Annotated in this window: 8 protein-coding genes; 1 reads left to right on the plus strand and 7 read right to left on the minus strand. The window is 32.3% G+C overall.

Going from position 1 to position 16,722, the window contains the following annotated elements; translation table 4 throughout:
* Nucleotides 1-17 precede the first annotated feature (17 nt).
* The 3 genes from LD125_RS01825 to LD125_RS01835 all read right to left on the minus strand — a co-directional run bounded on the left by LD125_RS01825 (nt 18) and on the right by LD125_RS01835 (nt 8,262).
* Nucleotides 18-740 (minus strand): hypothetical protein, encoded by a 723-nt coding sequence (locus tag LD125_RS01825; protein ID WP_250136499.1) that lies wholly within the window; start codon nt 738-740, stop codon nt 18-20.
* Nucleotides 741-783: 43 nt separating this feature from the next.
* Nucleotides 784-2,754 (minus strand): lipoprotein, encoded by a 1,971-nt coding sequence (locus LD125_RS03930; RefSeq protein WP_250137397.1) that lies wholly within the window; start codon nt 2,752-2,754, stop codon nt 784-786.
* A 258-nt stretch (nt 2,755-3,012) separates the two neighbouring features.
* A complete protein-coding gene (locus tag LD125_RS01835) occupies nt 3,013-8,262 on the minus strand; it encodes an ABC transporter permease (RefSeq protein ID WP_250137396.1) in 5,250 nt (1,749 codons plus the stop codon).
* Nucleotides 8,263-8,496: 234 nt separating this feature from the next.
* On the opposite strand from LD125_RS01835, the gene LD125_RS03935 reads away from it, so the two are divergent.
* Nucleotides 8,497-11,337 carry an MOLPALP family lipoprotein gene (locus tag LD125_RS03935; RefSeq protein WP_250137395.1) on the plus strand — a complete coding sequence of 947 codons (2,841 nt, stop codon included), beginning with the start codon at nt 8,497-8,499 and terminating at the stop codon, nt 11,335-11,337.
* 16 nt (nt 11,338-11,353) lie between these two features.
* On the opposite strand, the gene LD125_RS01845 is transcribed toward LD125_RS03935, so the two are convergent.
* The 4 genes from LD125_RS01845 to LD125_RS01860 all read right to left on the minus strand — a co-directional run bounded on the left by LD125_RS01845 (nt 11,354) and on the right by LD125_RS01860 (nt 16,719).
* A complete protein-coding gene (locus LD125_RS01845) occupies nt 11,354-12,598 on the minus strand; it encodes a replication-associated recombination protein A (protein WP_250137036.1) in 1,245 nt (414 codons plus the stop codon).
* 54 nt (nt 12,599-12,652) lie between these two features.
* Nucleotides 12,653-14,983 carry an endopeptidase La gene (gene lon, locus LD125_RS01850; protein ID WP_250137394.1) on the minus strand — a complete coding sequence of 777 codons (2,331 nt, stop codon included), beginning with the start codon at nt 14,981-14,983 and terminating at the stop codon, nt 12,653-12,655.
* A 129-nt stretch (nt 14,984-15,112) separates the two neighbouring features.
* Nucleotides 15,113-16,405, minus strand: coding sequence for a trigger factor (tig, locus tag LD125_RS01855; protein WP_250137393.1), 1,293 nt, complete (start codon nt 16,403-16,405; stop codon nt 15,113-15,115).
* Between the two features lie 20 nt (nt 16,406-16,425).
* Nucleotides 16,426-16,719 carry an MMB_0454 family protein gene (locus LD125_RS01860; RefSeq protein WP_250136492.1) on the minus strand — a complete coding sequence of 98 codons (294 nt, stop codon included), beginning with the start codon at nt 16,717-16,719 and terminating at the stop codon, nt 16,426-16,428.
* Between the last annotated feature and the right edge of the window lie 3 nt (nt 16,720-16,722).

The raw sequence follows: 16,722 nt of genomic DNA on the forward strand, positions 1-16,722 counted from the left end.
AAATCCTTTTTTTGTTTTTAAAAATGTTTTAAAAACACTTCTTTATAAAATTCATGTGCATAAGTTAAATTAAGATCTAACAATTGTTCTCATGTCGCGTTATTTGAGTTTAACTTTAAAAATTCAATTTCATGAACTAGTTTAGTTAAATATGCTTTTTGATTAGCGTTAAAACTTTTTAAAGAAAATTGAAAATCAGATTTATAAACAATAGGTAAAGAAATTGAAAAATTATTACGATAATCAGCTAAAACAAAGAAATTTAAGATATCAAAGAATTTTTTGTCATAAAACTCTAAATTAAATAAGAAAAAATTTTCTTCGATTCTTTGTTGTTGGTCTAAAGAAGATTTAGGAAACAATGACTTTAAGTTTAAATACAAGAACCAATCAAAGTTCGTTTCTAAAATTCGATTATAATCAACTGCTGATGTTTTCTTCTTCGGCAAGTTTGCAGAAATTTTTGAAAAATTGTTTTTCAAAGAATTTTGAAACTGATGTTTTTCAATCAAATCAAGAAAAAAAGAAAGGTGTTCTTTATTGAACAAAACCTTTTCTGTTTTATCTCTTTTTTTATTAAAATACAAAACTAAAAAGTCATTAATCTGTTTATTAAAAATTGGTGAGGTTTTGTCAATATAACCTGTACGAATTTTCTTTAAAACAGAATTGATGAAAAAAACTCCAGGAAAAATGACATGATGATTTATTGTTGTTTTTTTCTCGATGATTGCCCTCATTTAAATTGTTCCTTCCCTTAACTTCGCCTCGATTAATCGTTTATTAATTTAATTCTCAAAGCAAGAAATCATCAACACTACTCTTAAGCCCATCTTTCAGTTTTGTTAACTCAGAAATTGGTTCGCTAGAATCATGCCAAGGTACTGAATCTTCATAAAATCCAAAGGGAAAATAAAAATTCATTCTAGCATTACCAATATTTTGTTTTCAATCAAAAGTATTTACTCAACCATAACCAGTAACTACATTTGCATAACCAAGTCCAATTTTTCCACTACGTGTTTTTCTAATTACAAGTGAATCAAGATTATTTAATAAGGGGTTTTGAACAAATGTATGATATCCTTCAAATTGATAAAAAGGATCCTGATTAATTTCGTCTTCTACTGCAGAAAAAGTAAAATAATTTGTCTTATAAGAAGATATCCCTAAAGTAATGGCGGATGATTCGGGATTTTGGTTAAATCAATCATTGATTTGAGCGATTGATACTCCTAAGGTACCATTTGAAGTATCATTAATTCCTTTCAAAATCAAATCACCTAAAAATGCTTCTTTAAACGAATCTGTTGTCTGAAATAAAACTTCATTAACTTTATCTAAAGCATTTAATTGAACTGTGTGCGTGTTAACAACTTTTAAAGCATCATAATATGCACCTAAAAAATTAGTTTCTCGATTATTACCATAAGCTAAATTAGCTTCATAAACTCAAGGAACTGAGATTCTAGGAACCGTAATTGCAGGATAATCTTCAGAAATCTTAATGGTGATATTATCTAAATTGAAATAACCATAGGAATAAGCAGTGTTTGCTAAAGAATCTATTTGGGTTTGATCAGCACCATTTTGCTTTAAAAAAGTTTTTAATGAATTTCCAAAAGTAGGACTACCAATCGTGGTAAAGATTTGACGCATATCGCTAACTGCAGTATCTTCATCTAAATATTCACTTTCATCTTTAGTTTTAAAAATCAATTTATTCATAAACTGATTATTTGTAATATCCGAAACAAACTTACTATTTGTATAAGCATCATCCCCTAAATAAGAACCAATAGTACTAAAAGTGCCAGAATCAGCTAAATCCCCAGATATTTCCACTGTTGCATCATCACTTTCAAACATTCTTCGAAGAGTTGTTTGGGTATAAGAAAAAATATTGTTATACACTTTACCATTAATTTCGTCTTTATTGTTAATCGCATTGACAACAGTATCATCAATATAGCCATAAGCCTTTAACTTTTCATTCGCACCTTTTAATTCTGAATACTTAAACTGCGTTCCTCCCTCAGCATTTGGTACTGAAATCAACTTAGTTGGTAATTCATCTTGCACTGTTTGAATAACCTTAACAATTCGGTCATTACTAGTAATTATTGCATTTAAATATTGTGAAGAATCAAAACTTTGAGCAGTTTTGCCATCCTCAGCTAAATAATTAAAAAAACGTTTAAAATGAGATTTTACGCTAATGGCAAAATCATTAGAATCACTGGGATTTTGACTGATATTAATCACAAGATCATCAACTTGATAAGTTCCTAAAACATTACCATCTTTTGGAATCAAATTTTGAAGACTATCATTATTTTTGATCTTAGTAGTGATTCCTTGGTTTCAAGAATCATCAGGATATAAACTGTACAAGTCAGTTTGAAATCCCGATAATTCTGGTGAATCTTTTGCAAAAGATATTTCTGTTTCACCTCGCTTTAAATATTCTTTTAAAACTTCATAATTAAGAAACTGGTAACCACTTTCATTCTGATCAGGATTTGCCATATCAACTTGCATCACCAATTTGCTGGCACTTTTTTGCATAACACTACTAAAAATAGTGTTAATAGTATCTTGATACATCTTTAGTGAATCACTGTAATCACCATTTGTGTTTCCATCACCTGGACCTGGAATTGGGTCTTTAGATTTGTCAGTACAAGCAATAACACTAGTAACCGCAGTTGTTGTCAACCCAAGAACAGCTAAAAAACTTAATAACTTTTTCATCTTTATCTTCCTTCATATTTATACTTATTCAAAGAGATTATATGTGATTTTTTAATAAAAGAGGGAAATTAACTTTAAAAATGCCAAGATTCTTAACTCAAAGTTTTAATTCAAAAATTGCAAAAATAAGTCATTATCAATATTAATTAATCAAAGGCTATCACCATTTCCACGAACAATGTTTAAAAAACAACCCATCCTATCTTTATAAAAAAAGGAGGGTTGTTTGATTATTTTAATTTAAACTTGTTTATCACACTATTCGGCAGTTTCAGTCAAAATCACACTTGGACTTTCTCTACGCGCTTTATGAGATGATAATCCTAATGAACCTAAATAAGACATGAGCATCACCACAAAAGAAATAATAATTGGTCATCACGTAATTCCCACAGGCAGCGCCAATCCACGAGTTCCTAAAATATGCACGCCAATAAAAATGAGTCCTCAACCAATGATCGTGCCCCCAATTCAAGCAATAACACTTAAAATTGTCACCGTTCCAAAAGTATAGGTAATAATTTGAAAGTTAGAATATCCTAACGCCTTTAAGAGCACCATAAACCGCATGTATTGAGCAATATAAATGTCTCCAGTTAGCATAATTAACAACGAAGCAGTAATTATAAGCGCTGCTATCAACAAGGCTCCAATCGCAATCGCTAACATTGACACTTGCTTAATTAATGCCTTTGATTCACTTAAAAGTTGCGAATCAGCAATAATTGAAATCTCAGCTCCCGTACTTCCTCCCAACTTAATTGAGAATTGTCCCCATCGGTCAGGACGAGTAAATGAAATTTGAGAAGTAAAGTTAATTGGTTCATCAAAGTTTGAAAGCTTTGCGTTATATCACATATGGGGAGCATAATCAAAAGCATCACTAGTCAGTTTATAACTGGTTGGCAACCAAAGATTTGGTGTTGCATCAGAATCGATAAGTGGTTCTAAGTTAAGTAGGTTATACCGGTTAAAAATAGAAATACTATTATCTTTGGCTCGGGTATTAGCAGGAACTAAAGTATCAGGATCAAAGATTTGATAGTTGTACTGGTACGTTCTTGCTGTAGAATAACCTAATAAAGTATTTGCAAGATCAGAATCAATCACTACCAACTTATCGTTATAAGACTCAATTTTTCCTACAGTTTGGAAGTTAATTTTAATGGTTTTGTTTGGATAAGTTTGGGTATCACGCACCATTAATAGGGGTGGACGGGCTCCTGAAGTAACCCAACGATACCAGTAACTTGGTCCAATTAACAGGTTGGTCAATTCCGCACCGTTTAAAGAATTAGCATAGATTTCTGGATCATAATAACTAATATCATAAGGATTAATCACTAATCACTTTCCGTTTAAAACATCACTATCAAACCCTTGAGCAGCATAAGCAGCTTTAACTGAAGTAGGTACATTAGTTGCTGCAAAACTATCATCATATCAACTATCATTAGGATTTTCATCCTTGGTTTGAGGTCCGTTTGGATACAAGAAATTATCGATATCAGCAATCGCATTTAAAGGAATCATCATTTTTAAGTCTTTAAAAACATAATAAGGACGGATATAGCTTCCAATTGGACGCATGGTAGTAGAATTATACTTTCAATCGTTAAATAAATATGATGAAGGGCGTAAAGAACCATCAGTTAAATCGTATTGCACCTTCAAGGTAAACTTGTTGTTATCTAAACTGTAAGGATCTAAATAGTATTTACCATCAGCAGTAGTTTCATAACGATCACTATTCACATCAGCATAAAACTGCGAATCACTAACTTTAGTTTTACTAATATCAACATAATCAGTGTCATCATAAACCCAGGCTTGTTTAGGGAGTTCTTTATAACCCTGAGTACTTAAAAAGTTAATCTTTTGAGCATTATTAGTTCAATCAGTTAAAGTCTTGGTGTTAGTCAAACCATAAGAAGATGCTGCTTGATTATTAATAACCATTGGTAAAGTCAAAGTGTTAGTAGCCTTATTATAAATTTGAACGTTCTTATACTTAATATCTGTGTTTGCAACTTTATTGTTTAACACATCATAAACTTGTTGTTTAACCACTTGGGGTAAATAAGCTTTATCCTTTGTACTTTGATCAATAACAATTCCGTTTTGAACTTCATCTAAACCAGTTAAAGTAATGCTTTTAGCACTGGCTTGACCATCAACTAGGGTTGTGTAAGTATCAATTCCTGGAGCATATAAATCATTTTGATAAGAAATTGCGTATTGATCTTGACGAGAAGCCGAGCGTTGCACGTATGCTTTAACATAAGAAGGAATTGCCTTATAGATAACATTCATCACATCATCTTTTCAAGTTTCTCCCCCAACAGTATCTCCTCGGTCATTACCAGTACCAGTTCCTCCAAGAATCGCTCCAATAATGTTAGGAATCGAACTAGTTAACCAGTTAGAAAAGTTTTGGGCAAACAAAATCTTATCTGCATCAGTCCAAGTAATGTTTTGTGATGAGTCAATACTTTGGTTTATATTACTATATGAATGCAACACCGTACCAAAAAGCTTATCAATCATTCCTACAGAAAATCCTTGACCTGTATCAACATAAAAGTTATTTCCAAACAAAGCACTCATAATTGGCAATAACTGGGTACTGTTCTTAATAATATAAGCGTAGGTATTTTGGACGTTAGTCCCATCATAAAGATAAGGAACAACGACATTTGAATTAGAAATCGTACTAGAATAATTTTCCACATTATCATAATACCCATAAGTATTCCCACTATTATCTAAGGGTAATTTCCCGTCAATATAGTCACTATCTAAATAGTCTTGTCCTTCTCAAAACGAAATCACATTCTTTGATTGAGGAGCATTGGCAGTTAGAGGTACTTGAGTATAAGCATTAGCATATTTAGTTGATTTATAATAGGTATTATTAGTACTAATTGCTACTGAAGGAATTGCTAAACCAAAAGTCATTAACAGTGAAGTGATTAAGACCACGAAGACCATTAACCGAATTTGAGTTGATCCAGAACTTGCTAAAGTTAAAGAAAATCTGCTACTGAATTTTGCTTTTTTGTTTCAACTTTTAAACCAATCTAAGAAGAAGGAATGACCTCACTTAACTGATGAACCTAAAATCTTAATTACTGGTCGGTTTGTTAACTTGTAGGCTGAAACAAAAGCAATGACTCCAGATAATAACCCCAAAGCAGAAATTGCAATCACAATTGAAATTCAATCTCATAAAATTTGGTAAGGTTGAGCACTGAAATAAGTTAAAAACATATTTGCAAAAGGAATTTGCAACACGATACCACTAATCCAAGCCAAAGGAATAATAACTGCAAGAATGATAATCGAATAGGAAATATAAGAAACTGAAATTTGGGCCGGAGATTCTCCCAAAGCCTTTAAAATTCCAATTTGTTTTGAGTTTAAATCAATTGTTTTACGAACACAAACCACTAAAGCAATAATTGCAATTAAAGCAATAATTAGTGCGGCTGTATAAGTAATTGCAGAATAGATTTTAAACACCAACGGTTCAAGGGTTCAAGAATATCTAAAGTTAGAATGGTTAAAATCTTTTAAGATTTCTTCAGTCTCAACTCCAGCAACTAAGCTTTGCTTTTCTTGATGAACATAATTTTTAACGTTAGCAAAGTCATTTTTTAAATTTTGCTTTTGATCTTGCATGGAAGAAAGAAATAAAATCTTTCTCTGGTCTTGTTCAAAGGTTGATTCTTGATGTTGATTTCATAAAAAATAGGTGTAATTTTGTGACATCGAATCTTTTGAAGAAGAATTTGTCTTTGTCCCTTCCATCATTGCTTGCAAAGTTAACTCACTTCCATAAGCAAAAGCAGAAACCTTAGGATTAGGAACTGGATTGAGAAGATCTTGAGAAGGCACAAAAGAAAAGGCATCAGTCATTAATCCTGCAACACTATAAAGTGCGTCCCCAGCCTTAATCACATTTCCAATGCTAATCTTTTGTTTCCGAGCAAATTGTTCTGAAATTCCAAGCTCTTGCACTGGTGCAGGAATACGACCATTTAAAACTGTGATATTGTAATTTTCATACGGATTAAGAATAATTCCTCGGTACTTTACTTGGTGAGTAGCATCAAAAAAAGTTGCTTCTCTACGAATCTTCAAATCAAAACCACTAGCTCTGGCGGTCATTAATTGGTAAGCATAATAAAGAGTTGAACGAATTGGTAGACCTTGTTCTGGATGATAAAAACCGTCATCTTCTTGAATAACAAAGGCTCTTTTAATTAACGCTTGGGTAAAATTATAAACTTGGTGAAAATTATCAAAAACTGTAATTTTATCAAATAGTGACTGTCCACTTGCTGTTAATAATAATCCAGTGAAAAAGTTGAGTGGGTTTAACTCACTAAAACTAATCGCAGTAGTATTTCCTCGCTTTGTATAGATAATTGGGTTTAAAATTCCTTTAAAACCAGAGGTATGTAAAGCAGTCGTCAAGTTAGGATTGGTTGAATCGTTATTCACAAAAACAAAATCATTTAACGGGGTGTTATTCTGGTTAGAAACATAAATATCATAAGCAGGATTATCAGCACCAACAATTCAATTATCATTTAACAAACCAGAAGTATTGGTAAGTTTGACACCAAACAAGAAGGCAAAAACATCACTAAAAGTTACTTGTGCTTGTTGAACTGAAGTTAAAGGAGCTATCAGAAAGGTATCAACTGCTTGTTTCATTCAAGTAACAATCTTAATTAATCCCGTTTGAACGCTATTAAAAATCGCAGCGTCATCAACACTTGTTATTTGGGTGTCAAGTTCAGAATTTCACCCAATAATTTGCTTATTCTCATCATAGGTTAAATAAGTAGAAAACCAGTCTGGATATTGAACAGTATATCTTCCTACTACTGAATAGAGTAAGGTGTTAACACCCAAATCACCACCCTGACTTAAAGTGGTTAATTCGGTAAACAATTCAATAAATAAAGCTTGATAAACCTGATATCATCCATCCACATCACTTGTGGTCTCTAATCCATTAATCGTGGGACTTTGATAAAGATTGGCTTGAATAAAAAGGTTTTGAAAAGTTGAACTACTAGTTAAAAGAGTAAAAAAGTTTTGATGATTAGCATAAACACCACTACTATCAGCAAAAACATAGTTATAAGTGTAAGCTCTATCTTGATTACTAAGCACTTGTTCACCATTTAAATCAGTTTGATAGTCTTCTAAACTTAAATAATCAGCATTATCTAAAAGGTTACTGACTAAAAAAACATCATCTCCACGATTCGATGAACCTTTTAGTTGGATATTTCCTTGGAAATCAAATCGAGGAACCTTCTTGACAATCTGGTCATAAGAACTATTCATCCGACGTTGGGTTGAAAGAGAAACTGAAAGAATAAAAGTAGCAATAAAACTTAAGATTAAAATAATCAGAAATTGAACTCGGAAATGAAAGACACCTTTGATACCTTGCTTTAGCATCAAAAAGAAATTCGAAAATTTATCCATTATATCCTCTTCTTTTTCATTTCGTTATCTTCAAGTTCTTCTAACCTTATAACTTAACTCATTTATTTTAACACTTATTATAGGAATGATAACTGAAATTTAAGAGAAATGGTATAAACATATAAGTGGTTATTTGCTTGGTTTTGTCATTTATTCTATGTTAAAATATCAATTAATGATTAACTATTAAGTCACCTTGGATAGTAGTTTTAAAAAAGATAGGGAAGAAGCGTAATGAGAAGATTACTGGTTTGTTTAAGTGCTGTCATTTTAACAATTGCCCCTACCACTACTATTATTAGTTGCTCTTATAAACAAGATCAAAAAAAAGTAGTTCAAAACCAAACAAAAATTTATTCTCAAATTACCGCTGAAGCTCTAAAATCAGCAGTTCTTTTTGACCAAAACTTTACAATTAATAACCAAAAGAACACTTCAATTGATGTTAACTTCACTTCCAACCACTACAGCGATGCTTTGATTAAAGATGTTTTTCCCAAACTAATTAGTGAAAATAGCAACATTGCAATTTCTCCTGATGCTCAAGTAGCTGAACTTTACAAAATGGCTTTTGGATCTAATCAAGGTGGATTTAATTATAACTTTACTTACAGTGTTGCTAATGGCAGTTTAACTAATAGTGGAGTAAAAACAAACACAAAACTAAGCACTTATATCGCTAATCCTAACGATAATGGCATTGTGCAGTCAGCACCAAATAGTGACATTACTAAAACTTTAGGAGCAATTACTGGGGGGTTAAATATTGTTTTAGGAAATGACTTTACTAGTGATACAGCAGGTTTAATTAACGGAATCATTAACACGCCTGTGGTTGCCAATATTCTCGAACCTTATCTTCATCCCCAAACTGAACAACAAACTAAAATCAGCCAAACCATTAATTTAATTTTAGGTGTTTTAAACAGTGATAAAAATACTCAGGCTATTGATGAAGTTCTCAGTGCTATTACCCAAGAAAACATCGACTCAAACACAACTACTCAAACTGTTTTAAACCAAGCTACTCAAGACCTTTTTTTGAGTTTGGTTTATTTCCTTGATCACAAACAAATTAATGTTGATAAAATGAATGAGCAAAACCTCAGTGCTAGTGAAATCTTTTTTGACCTACTTTTAAAAGTCGATCCTGGAGATGTTTTTTCAACTGATAGTAATGAAGATGATAGCGCTGATTATCACTTAGAAATTAGTTATGGTGCTAAAATTCTTAACTTTGTGAATGTCTTAACTACTTATCTTGGTGCTTTTGATGAATTTAAAACCTTTAAGCCAATTAGTTATAACTACTTATTTAGTAGTCACAAAACTAATGGGCAAATCATTGACCAAATTTTAAATCAACCCTATAAAAGCGATTCTCGTATGTGATACAAAGAGAAAAATAGTCCAACGCTTTATGCCTTAATTAACCTTCAAAATATCATCAGTGATTTACAACTTTACCTTTCTCCTGATTCTCAACATGATTATCAAGGGTTAAATACTTTAAAATTCTTTACCATTCTTTTGGGTCGCGGCGCTGTTGAGGGTAATAGTGACCAGTTTTATCAAGCTCCAATACGAGGTGCTTTAATCGAAAATGGTTTAGCACCAGCAATTAAAAACTGACTTAAAAGCAAAATTCCTGCAGCAATTGAACCTTATCTTGACCAATTTGGTCTGACAGGAATTTTAGATAAGAGTGATGAGATTATTGCCAATATTTTCAACACGATTATTGATGGGATTTTAACTAACAGCGACTTGACAACCACTTTTAACGGACCATTAGATGGGGCTGGTTTACTTTTGAATTTAATTCCCCAGTTAACTGGACAAATTGACAACATTATCGCTCAATTACAAAAACTTTTATTAGATCCATTAGGCATCACGCTTGACCAAGCAACAATTGACAAAATTAAATCAGCAATCGAAAGTTTTAATCAAATTGTTTTAAAGTTGAAAGCAAGTGTCGGCTATCTCTCTACAAGTGGTCAAGCAAGTTTAAAAAGACCTTGAGATGCTTTGTATAATGGTACTTTCATTGCTGATATTCTTACAAGTTTAAATGGCATCATTGATATTGACAACAATACCCTACAAGCAATTAAAAAAATCGGAAACATTAAAAACCTCTTAACCAGTAAACTTTCTAGTTTATTTACCACTTTGAACCTCTCAATGCCTGATTTTTTATACAATCTCAACAACCTTTCGATTGCTGATTTAATCGATGGTTTGGCAACTACTTTCAACACCACGAGATATCAAACTTTAGAAGCCAACAACCAGTACTTTATTAACAGTTTAGACATTAAACAACTACTAACCACACTACTGCCTTCAACCAATTCTGAGAGTCAAGTTTTAAAGGATGGCGTACCTGTCAGTGTTTTAGAACTCTTGTTATACACTATTGTTGATGGTGGCAAAGAATTAACTAACACAGATTTAGCACAAGATTATGCTTTATTAAAAAAATATCAAGTAACTAGAATTACGCAAACAGGATCAGTTAATGTGCCGATTTTTACCACCAGCGGCACTAGTGTCAAACTTAATACAAACTTACTAAATGCCTTATTAGGATTAGAAACCACTACTCAACCTAATTACTTTTATAAAGAAACCTTGTACTATGCTTTTGCACGATTTTATGGTCATTACTATGATAATGCTGATTCAAGTTACAATTCGTGGTTCGAAAATACCAACGGTAATGTTGCTCAAATGCGAGCTTTACCAACAAAAGTACTTGAACTTGCCAAAAAATTTTCCGCTTTTGCTAACCAATCAATTGATCAATTAATTACTGATCGTTATCAAAAATACTTATTAAGAGGAAACTTTGGTTTGGACCAAGTAAAAAGTACGAACTTAGACAGTAAAAAAGGTTATGGAACAATGCAAACGCTAACTTATCGTTTAAGTTATAAAAATCCTGATGACCACAAGGTTTATTATTATCAAGTAAAGTGAACTCGTCCAGCCTTTTTAGATCCAAATTCAGGAGGAACTGGATTAGATGGAATTGGTTGACGATTGGTTGAACTTAATCGTCAAGACTAAAAAACACCCAATAAGATTATTTCTTGGGTGTTTTTTTAAAGCTTTCATAAATTTCGTTAAGTTTTTTCTCATAAGCGCTGTGTAATTTTGGTTGATAGTAATGAACATCTTTTAGCTCATCTGGTAAATATTGTTGTTCCACCCAATCATTGGGATAATTATGAGCATACTTATAACCAACTCCCCGGTTAAGTTTTTTTGCCGAAGAATAGTGACTATCCTTTAAGTGGGCAGGAATATCATAAACTTTTCCTTGACCAACATCATTTAAAGCATTTTGGGTAGCTAAATAAGCGGAGTTAGACTTGATACTTAAAGCCATCTCACAAATAACCAAACCCAAGGGAATTACTCCTTCTGGCATTCCCACATTTCTAAAGACTTGACACGCAGTAAAGACATGGACAGGAATCACAGGATTAGCTAAACCAATATCCTCATAAGCAATAATTAACATTCGTCGCATTAAAGCTTCATATTCTCCTAAACTAAGCATTCGAGCAAAGTAATATAAAGCAGCATCAACATCACTACCACGAATTGATTTTTGCAACGCTGATTTCAAATCGTGGAAAGTATCACCATATTTTCCTCCTTGTTGAACACCCTTATGATCAAAAACTTTACTGATTAAAGGAGTGTTGATGACTTCACCAGGATAAAGGTTTATCAAAAGTTCAAGTTTATTAATCGCCACTCGCAAATCACCATTAGCAAGTTCGCATAAATACATTAAAGCTTCATCATCAATTAAAAGTTCAAGTTCATGATGTGTAAGTTTTTGTTTAAAGAAAGTAAACATATCTTGAGCCGAAATTGGTTTTAACTCTAAAATCGTTGCACGTGACCTTAGGGCAGGATTAATCACAAAATAAGGATTTTCAGTTGTTGTAAAATAAACAAAAACTAAACCTTTTTCCATATATTCTAAAAGAATATCTTGTTTGTTCTGATTCATTCTTTGCACTTCATCAATGATCAGGGTAATCGGTTGTTCAACAGTTGCTTTTTTAAGAATTTTATCTAAGTTTTCTTTTTTCTCGACACTAGCATTAAAGTAATGCACTTCTTGGTGTAAATCTGTTCCCAGAGCATAAGCAAACGTGGTTTTACCAACTCCTGGAGGACCATAAAAAATCAAGTTACAAGCAAACTGCTTTTCAACCATTTTATTAACCAAACCTTCTGATTGGAGTAACTGACTTTGACCCACAATGTTTTTAATTGTTGTTGGTCGCAAAATTTCAGCTAATGGTTTCATTATTTTTCTCCTTTTTCTCATAAAAAAAGCTAGTCAAGAACTAGCTATTTAGTCTTATTGACCAGCAAAAATTGCCTGATAAACTTCTTCATATTCTTTAACAGGGGTGATCTTTAAAACCTTTTTAACTTCTTCAGGAATGTCGTCTAAATCTTTTAAGTTTTCTGCAGGAATCAAGATTTGGTTTAATCCTGAACGAGCTGCAGAAATTGATTTTTCTCTTAATCCTCCAATTGGTAAAATGTGACCACGAAGAGTAATTTCACCAGTCATTCCAACATTTTCAGAAACTGATTTTCCACTTAAAGCACTAATGATTGCTGTAGTTAAAGCCGATCCAGCACTAGGTCCATCTTTTGGAACTGCTCCTTCAGGAACATGGATGTGAATATCGTTGTTTTCAAAGATTTCTTTATCAATTCCAAACTTTTGATAATTTGAACGAACATAATCATAAGCAATCGCTGCTGATTCTTTCATCACATCACCAAGTTTTCCAGTTAAAACTAAACTACCTTTACCAGGGAAGTAATTTACTTCGATTGGTAAAATATCTCCCCCATACTGGGTATAAGCCAAACCAGTAACTACTCCCACTTGTGCTGATTCTTGTTTCTTGGTAAAGTCAAAAATTCTTTTACCAAGATATTCATTCACAATTTCAGGAGTCACCTCTAATTGAGTTAACTCTTCGTTCAACTCTTTAACGATGAACTTTCTAGCAATTGTACTTAGGTAACGTTCAACTTGACGTACTCCTGCTTCACGAGTGTAATACTTAATAATTTCTTCTAATGCCAAGGCTGTAAAGGTTAAGGTTTTTACATCTAAGTTGTATTCTTTTAACACTTTAGGAATTAAATATTCCTTAGCAATTTTCAATTTTTCAATTTCTGTATAACTAGAAAGGTTGATAATTTCCATACGGTCATATAATGCTTCGGGAATATCTTGAGGATAGTTAGCAGTAGCAATGAACAACACGTCACCTAAATCATAAGGTTCTTCAATGTAGTTATCAGAAAACTCTTGGTTTTGTTCAGGATCTAATACTTCTAACATTGCACTAGCAGGATCACCCTTATAATCACTTGCCATTTTATCAATTTCATCTAATAAAAAGACTGGGTTTTTCACTTTACCACGGCGCATACTTTGAATAATTCTACCTGGCATTGCCCCGACATAGGTTTTTCTGTGACCACGAATTTCTGCTTCGTCACGAATTCCTCCTAAAGAAACTTTGACAAAATTTCGTCCCATCGCTTCAGCAATTGATCGAGCAAGTGAGGTTTTTCCGACTCCTGGAGGACCTACCAAAGTAATAATTTGTCCTTTGACTGAATTAGTTTTTTGAACAACTGCCAAATGTTCTAAAATTCGGTCTTTAACTTTAGTTAATCCATAATGGTTTTTGTCTAAAGTTTCTTTGGCAAATTTCAAATCTTTAATGTCTTCAGTTTTTTCTCACCAAGGAATACTCATCATTCAATCAACATAAGTATGTTGAATGTTTGCTTCAGCACTTGCTGGTTGCATTCCTTCTAACTTATCAATTTCACTTAGAATCTTTTCTTTAACACTAACTGGAAAAGGTTCAGTTGCCAAACGTTTACGGTAATTATCAATCGAATTTACTTCAGCACCATCAGCATCATTCAACTCATCTTTAATTGCTTTTAATTTTTCTCGTAAATAAAATTCACGTTGTTGGTCATCAATTCGGTTTTTAATGCGTTTATTCAAATCTTTTTCAATTTCATTAGTATCAATTGAAGCACCAGCCAACTTTAATAAAGTTTTTAACTGACTTAATGGATTGGCATCTTGTAATAAATCATTAGCAGCATTTTTATCAACAATTGCTAAATTAGTATAAATATTTTCTAAATATTTATTAAGGTTTTCATCATCAGTAAAGGCTCCAGAATTAACTAATTCCTTTAATTCATCAGCGCTTTCACCAATTAACATCGCTAATTTCAAGGCATTATCCTTAAACTCAGCACTGTCATGATCAGAAAGTTTTTCATTCTTAGTAACTTGATAATTTGCAACATACATTTGATCAAGTTTTTCTAAATCTTTAATTTCAACCCGATCAAGACCCTTAACATTCACAGTAATGGTCCCATCGTTTCATTTCTTCATAATGCTTACAGTTGCCAAAATACCGTACTTATTAATTGTTGGGGTACTATCAGCATTTTGGTTTTTAGTATTTTTCTTGATTCCTAATAATACTTGACCATGATTATTATTAACCGCATACTCAATTGATACAATTGAAACTTGATCAATAAATTCTAATGGTCCTTCCGCATTAGGGAAAATAATTTCTGATGCGGAAGCGATTAATAAGGGGGTTTTACTAATTGAACTCATATTTGTCCTCCTCTTAGCATAGTCTAATAATATCACAATTTTTAGCACTTTAAATATTTGAGTGCTAAAAAGAGCAAAAAAGCTAACCAATCGACAGTTAACTTTTCTCTATTATAAAAAATTTTTAATTTATTTTTGGTTATTATCAAACAAAAAACTAATTAATTTCTCATTTTTAATTTCGTTTTTAAGTTGTTCTGTGGGTAAGATTCCTCGAATTTGATCAGCAGCAATTCCAAACTGAGTTGCTAATTCTTGTAACTTAGCTTCCACTTCTTCGTCGTCAACTTCACCCAAAACTGGTTCTTGAGCAATAATTTCAGAAGTGACTAAATAAGATTGTAAGCGTGCTTTAGCATCAACTTCTAACTCTTTTTCAATATCACTTTCACTCATTCCCCTAGCTTTTTTATAGTCTTTCAAAGTCATTCCACCTTGTTGTTGTAACTGTTGTTCTAATTCTTTTTTAAGTTGTTTTGCTTCTTTTTTAATTGCCGAACTAGGAATATCAATTTCAGAATTCTCAATGACTTTTGTCAACACTTCATCAACATGTTTGTTCTTAATTGCATTAGTTTTTTGTTTTTTAATATCGTCTTCAATATGACTCTTCAATTTTTCTAAACTATCAATGTTTGGTAGATTCACATCTTTAGCTAGTTCATCATCAATTTCAGGTAATTCTTTTTGAGCAATTTCTTTAATGTTTAAAACAAAAGTTGCATCTTTACCACTTAAATTTCCCGGATAATTAGTTGGAAAAGTAACCTTAATTTTTTGATCAGGGCCAACTGACAAACCAATCATTTGTTCTTCAAATCCTGGAACAAACTGGTTAGAACCAATCTCTAATTTATAATCTGCAGCTTCACCACCATCAAAAGGTTGTTCATCAACAAAACCTTTAAAGTCAAAAGTGACAACATCATGATCAGTAATTTTTGCTCCTGATTCTTTTGGCACTTCCATCGCAAAACGGTTTTGGTAATCTTTTAAAATATCTTCAATTTCTTCGTTTTTGACTTCTAATTTATCAGCAGCCAAACCCAAACCTTTGTATTGACCAAGTTTTACTTCTGGACGCAAATCGAAAGTAAAAGTGATTTCTGCTTCATCAGCAGTAACTTTAGTCAAACTAGGAGTTGGTGCAGTCATTGGTTCAAGTTTTGATTTTTGTTCCAAAGCGAAGGTGAAAGCAGGACTCACCAATTCTTTAAAAGCTTCATTGTAAACTTTATCAGTAGTTAAATGCTTAGCTACTTCTGATTTGGGCGCTTTTCCCTTTCTAAATCCAGGGATCTCTAAACTTTTTTCTAGTTGTTTACGAGCCTTCTCTAATGCTTTAGTTCAATCTTGACCATCAACATTAACAATTCACACCCCTTGGGTATTATCGGCCAACTTTTTGTCATTAAATTTCATTATTTTTCCTCTATCTCTCTTTATTTGTAATAAGCAATCGCAATATTGCGGGGCTTAAAACTTAAGGTTTGAAAAAAAGCCTTTTCAATTTCTTTAACTAATTTTTGTTCATTGAACAATTCTTGATCAGTACTTTTTAAAACTAACTTTACAACCAAAAACAATAAGTCATTGGGAGAAATTTCAGAATTAATCTCAACACTTTTGACCATATCACCCAAAGTAACAGCAATAATGTTTTTTGTTACTGTCTCAATCACTTTTGGTGAAACCTCAAAGTTTCCCCGATTATTACGTTCAATTGTAAGATACATGCT

Source organism: Mesoplasma sp. JKS002658, from assembly GCF_023566355.1.
GTDB classification, from domain to species: domain Bacteria; phylum Bacillota_I; class Bacilli_A; order Mycoplasmatales; family Mycoplasmataceae; genus Edwardiiplasma; species Edwardiiplasma whartonense.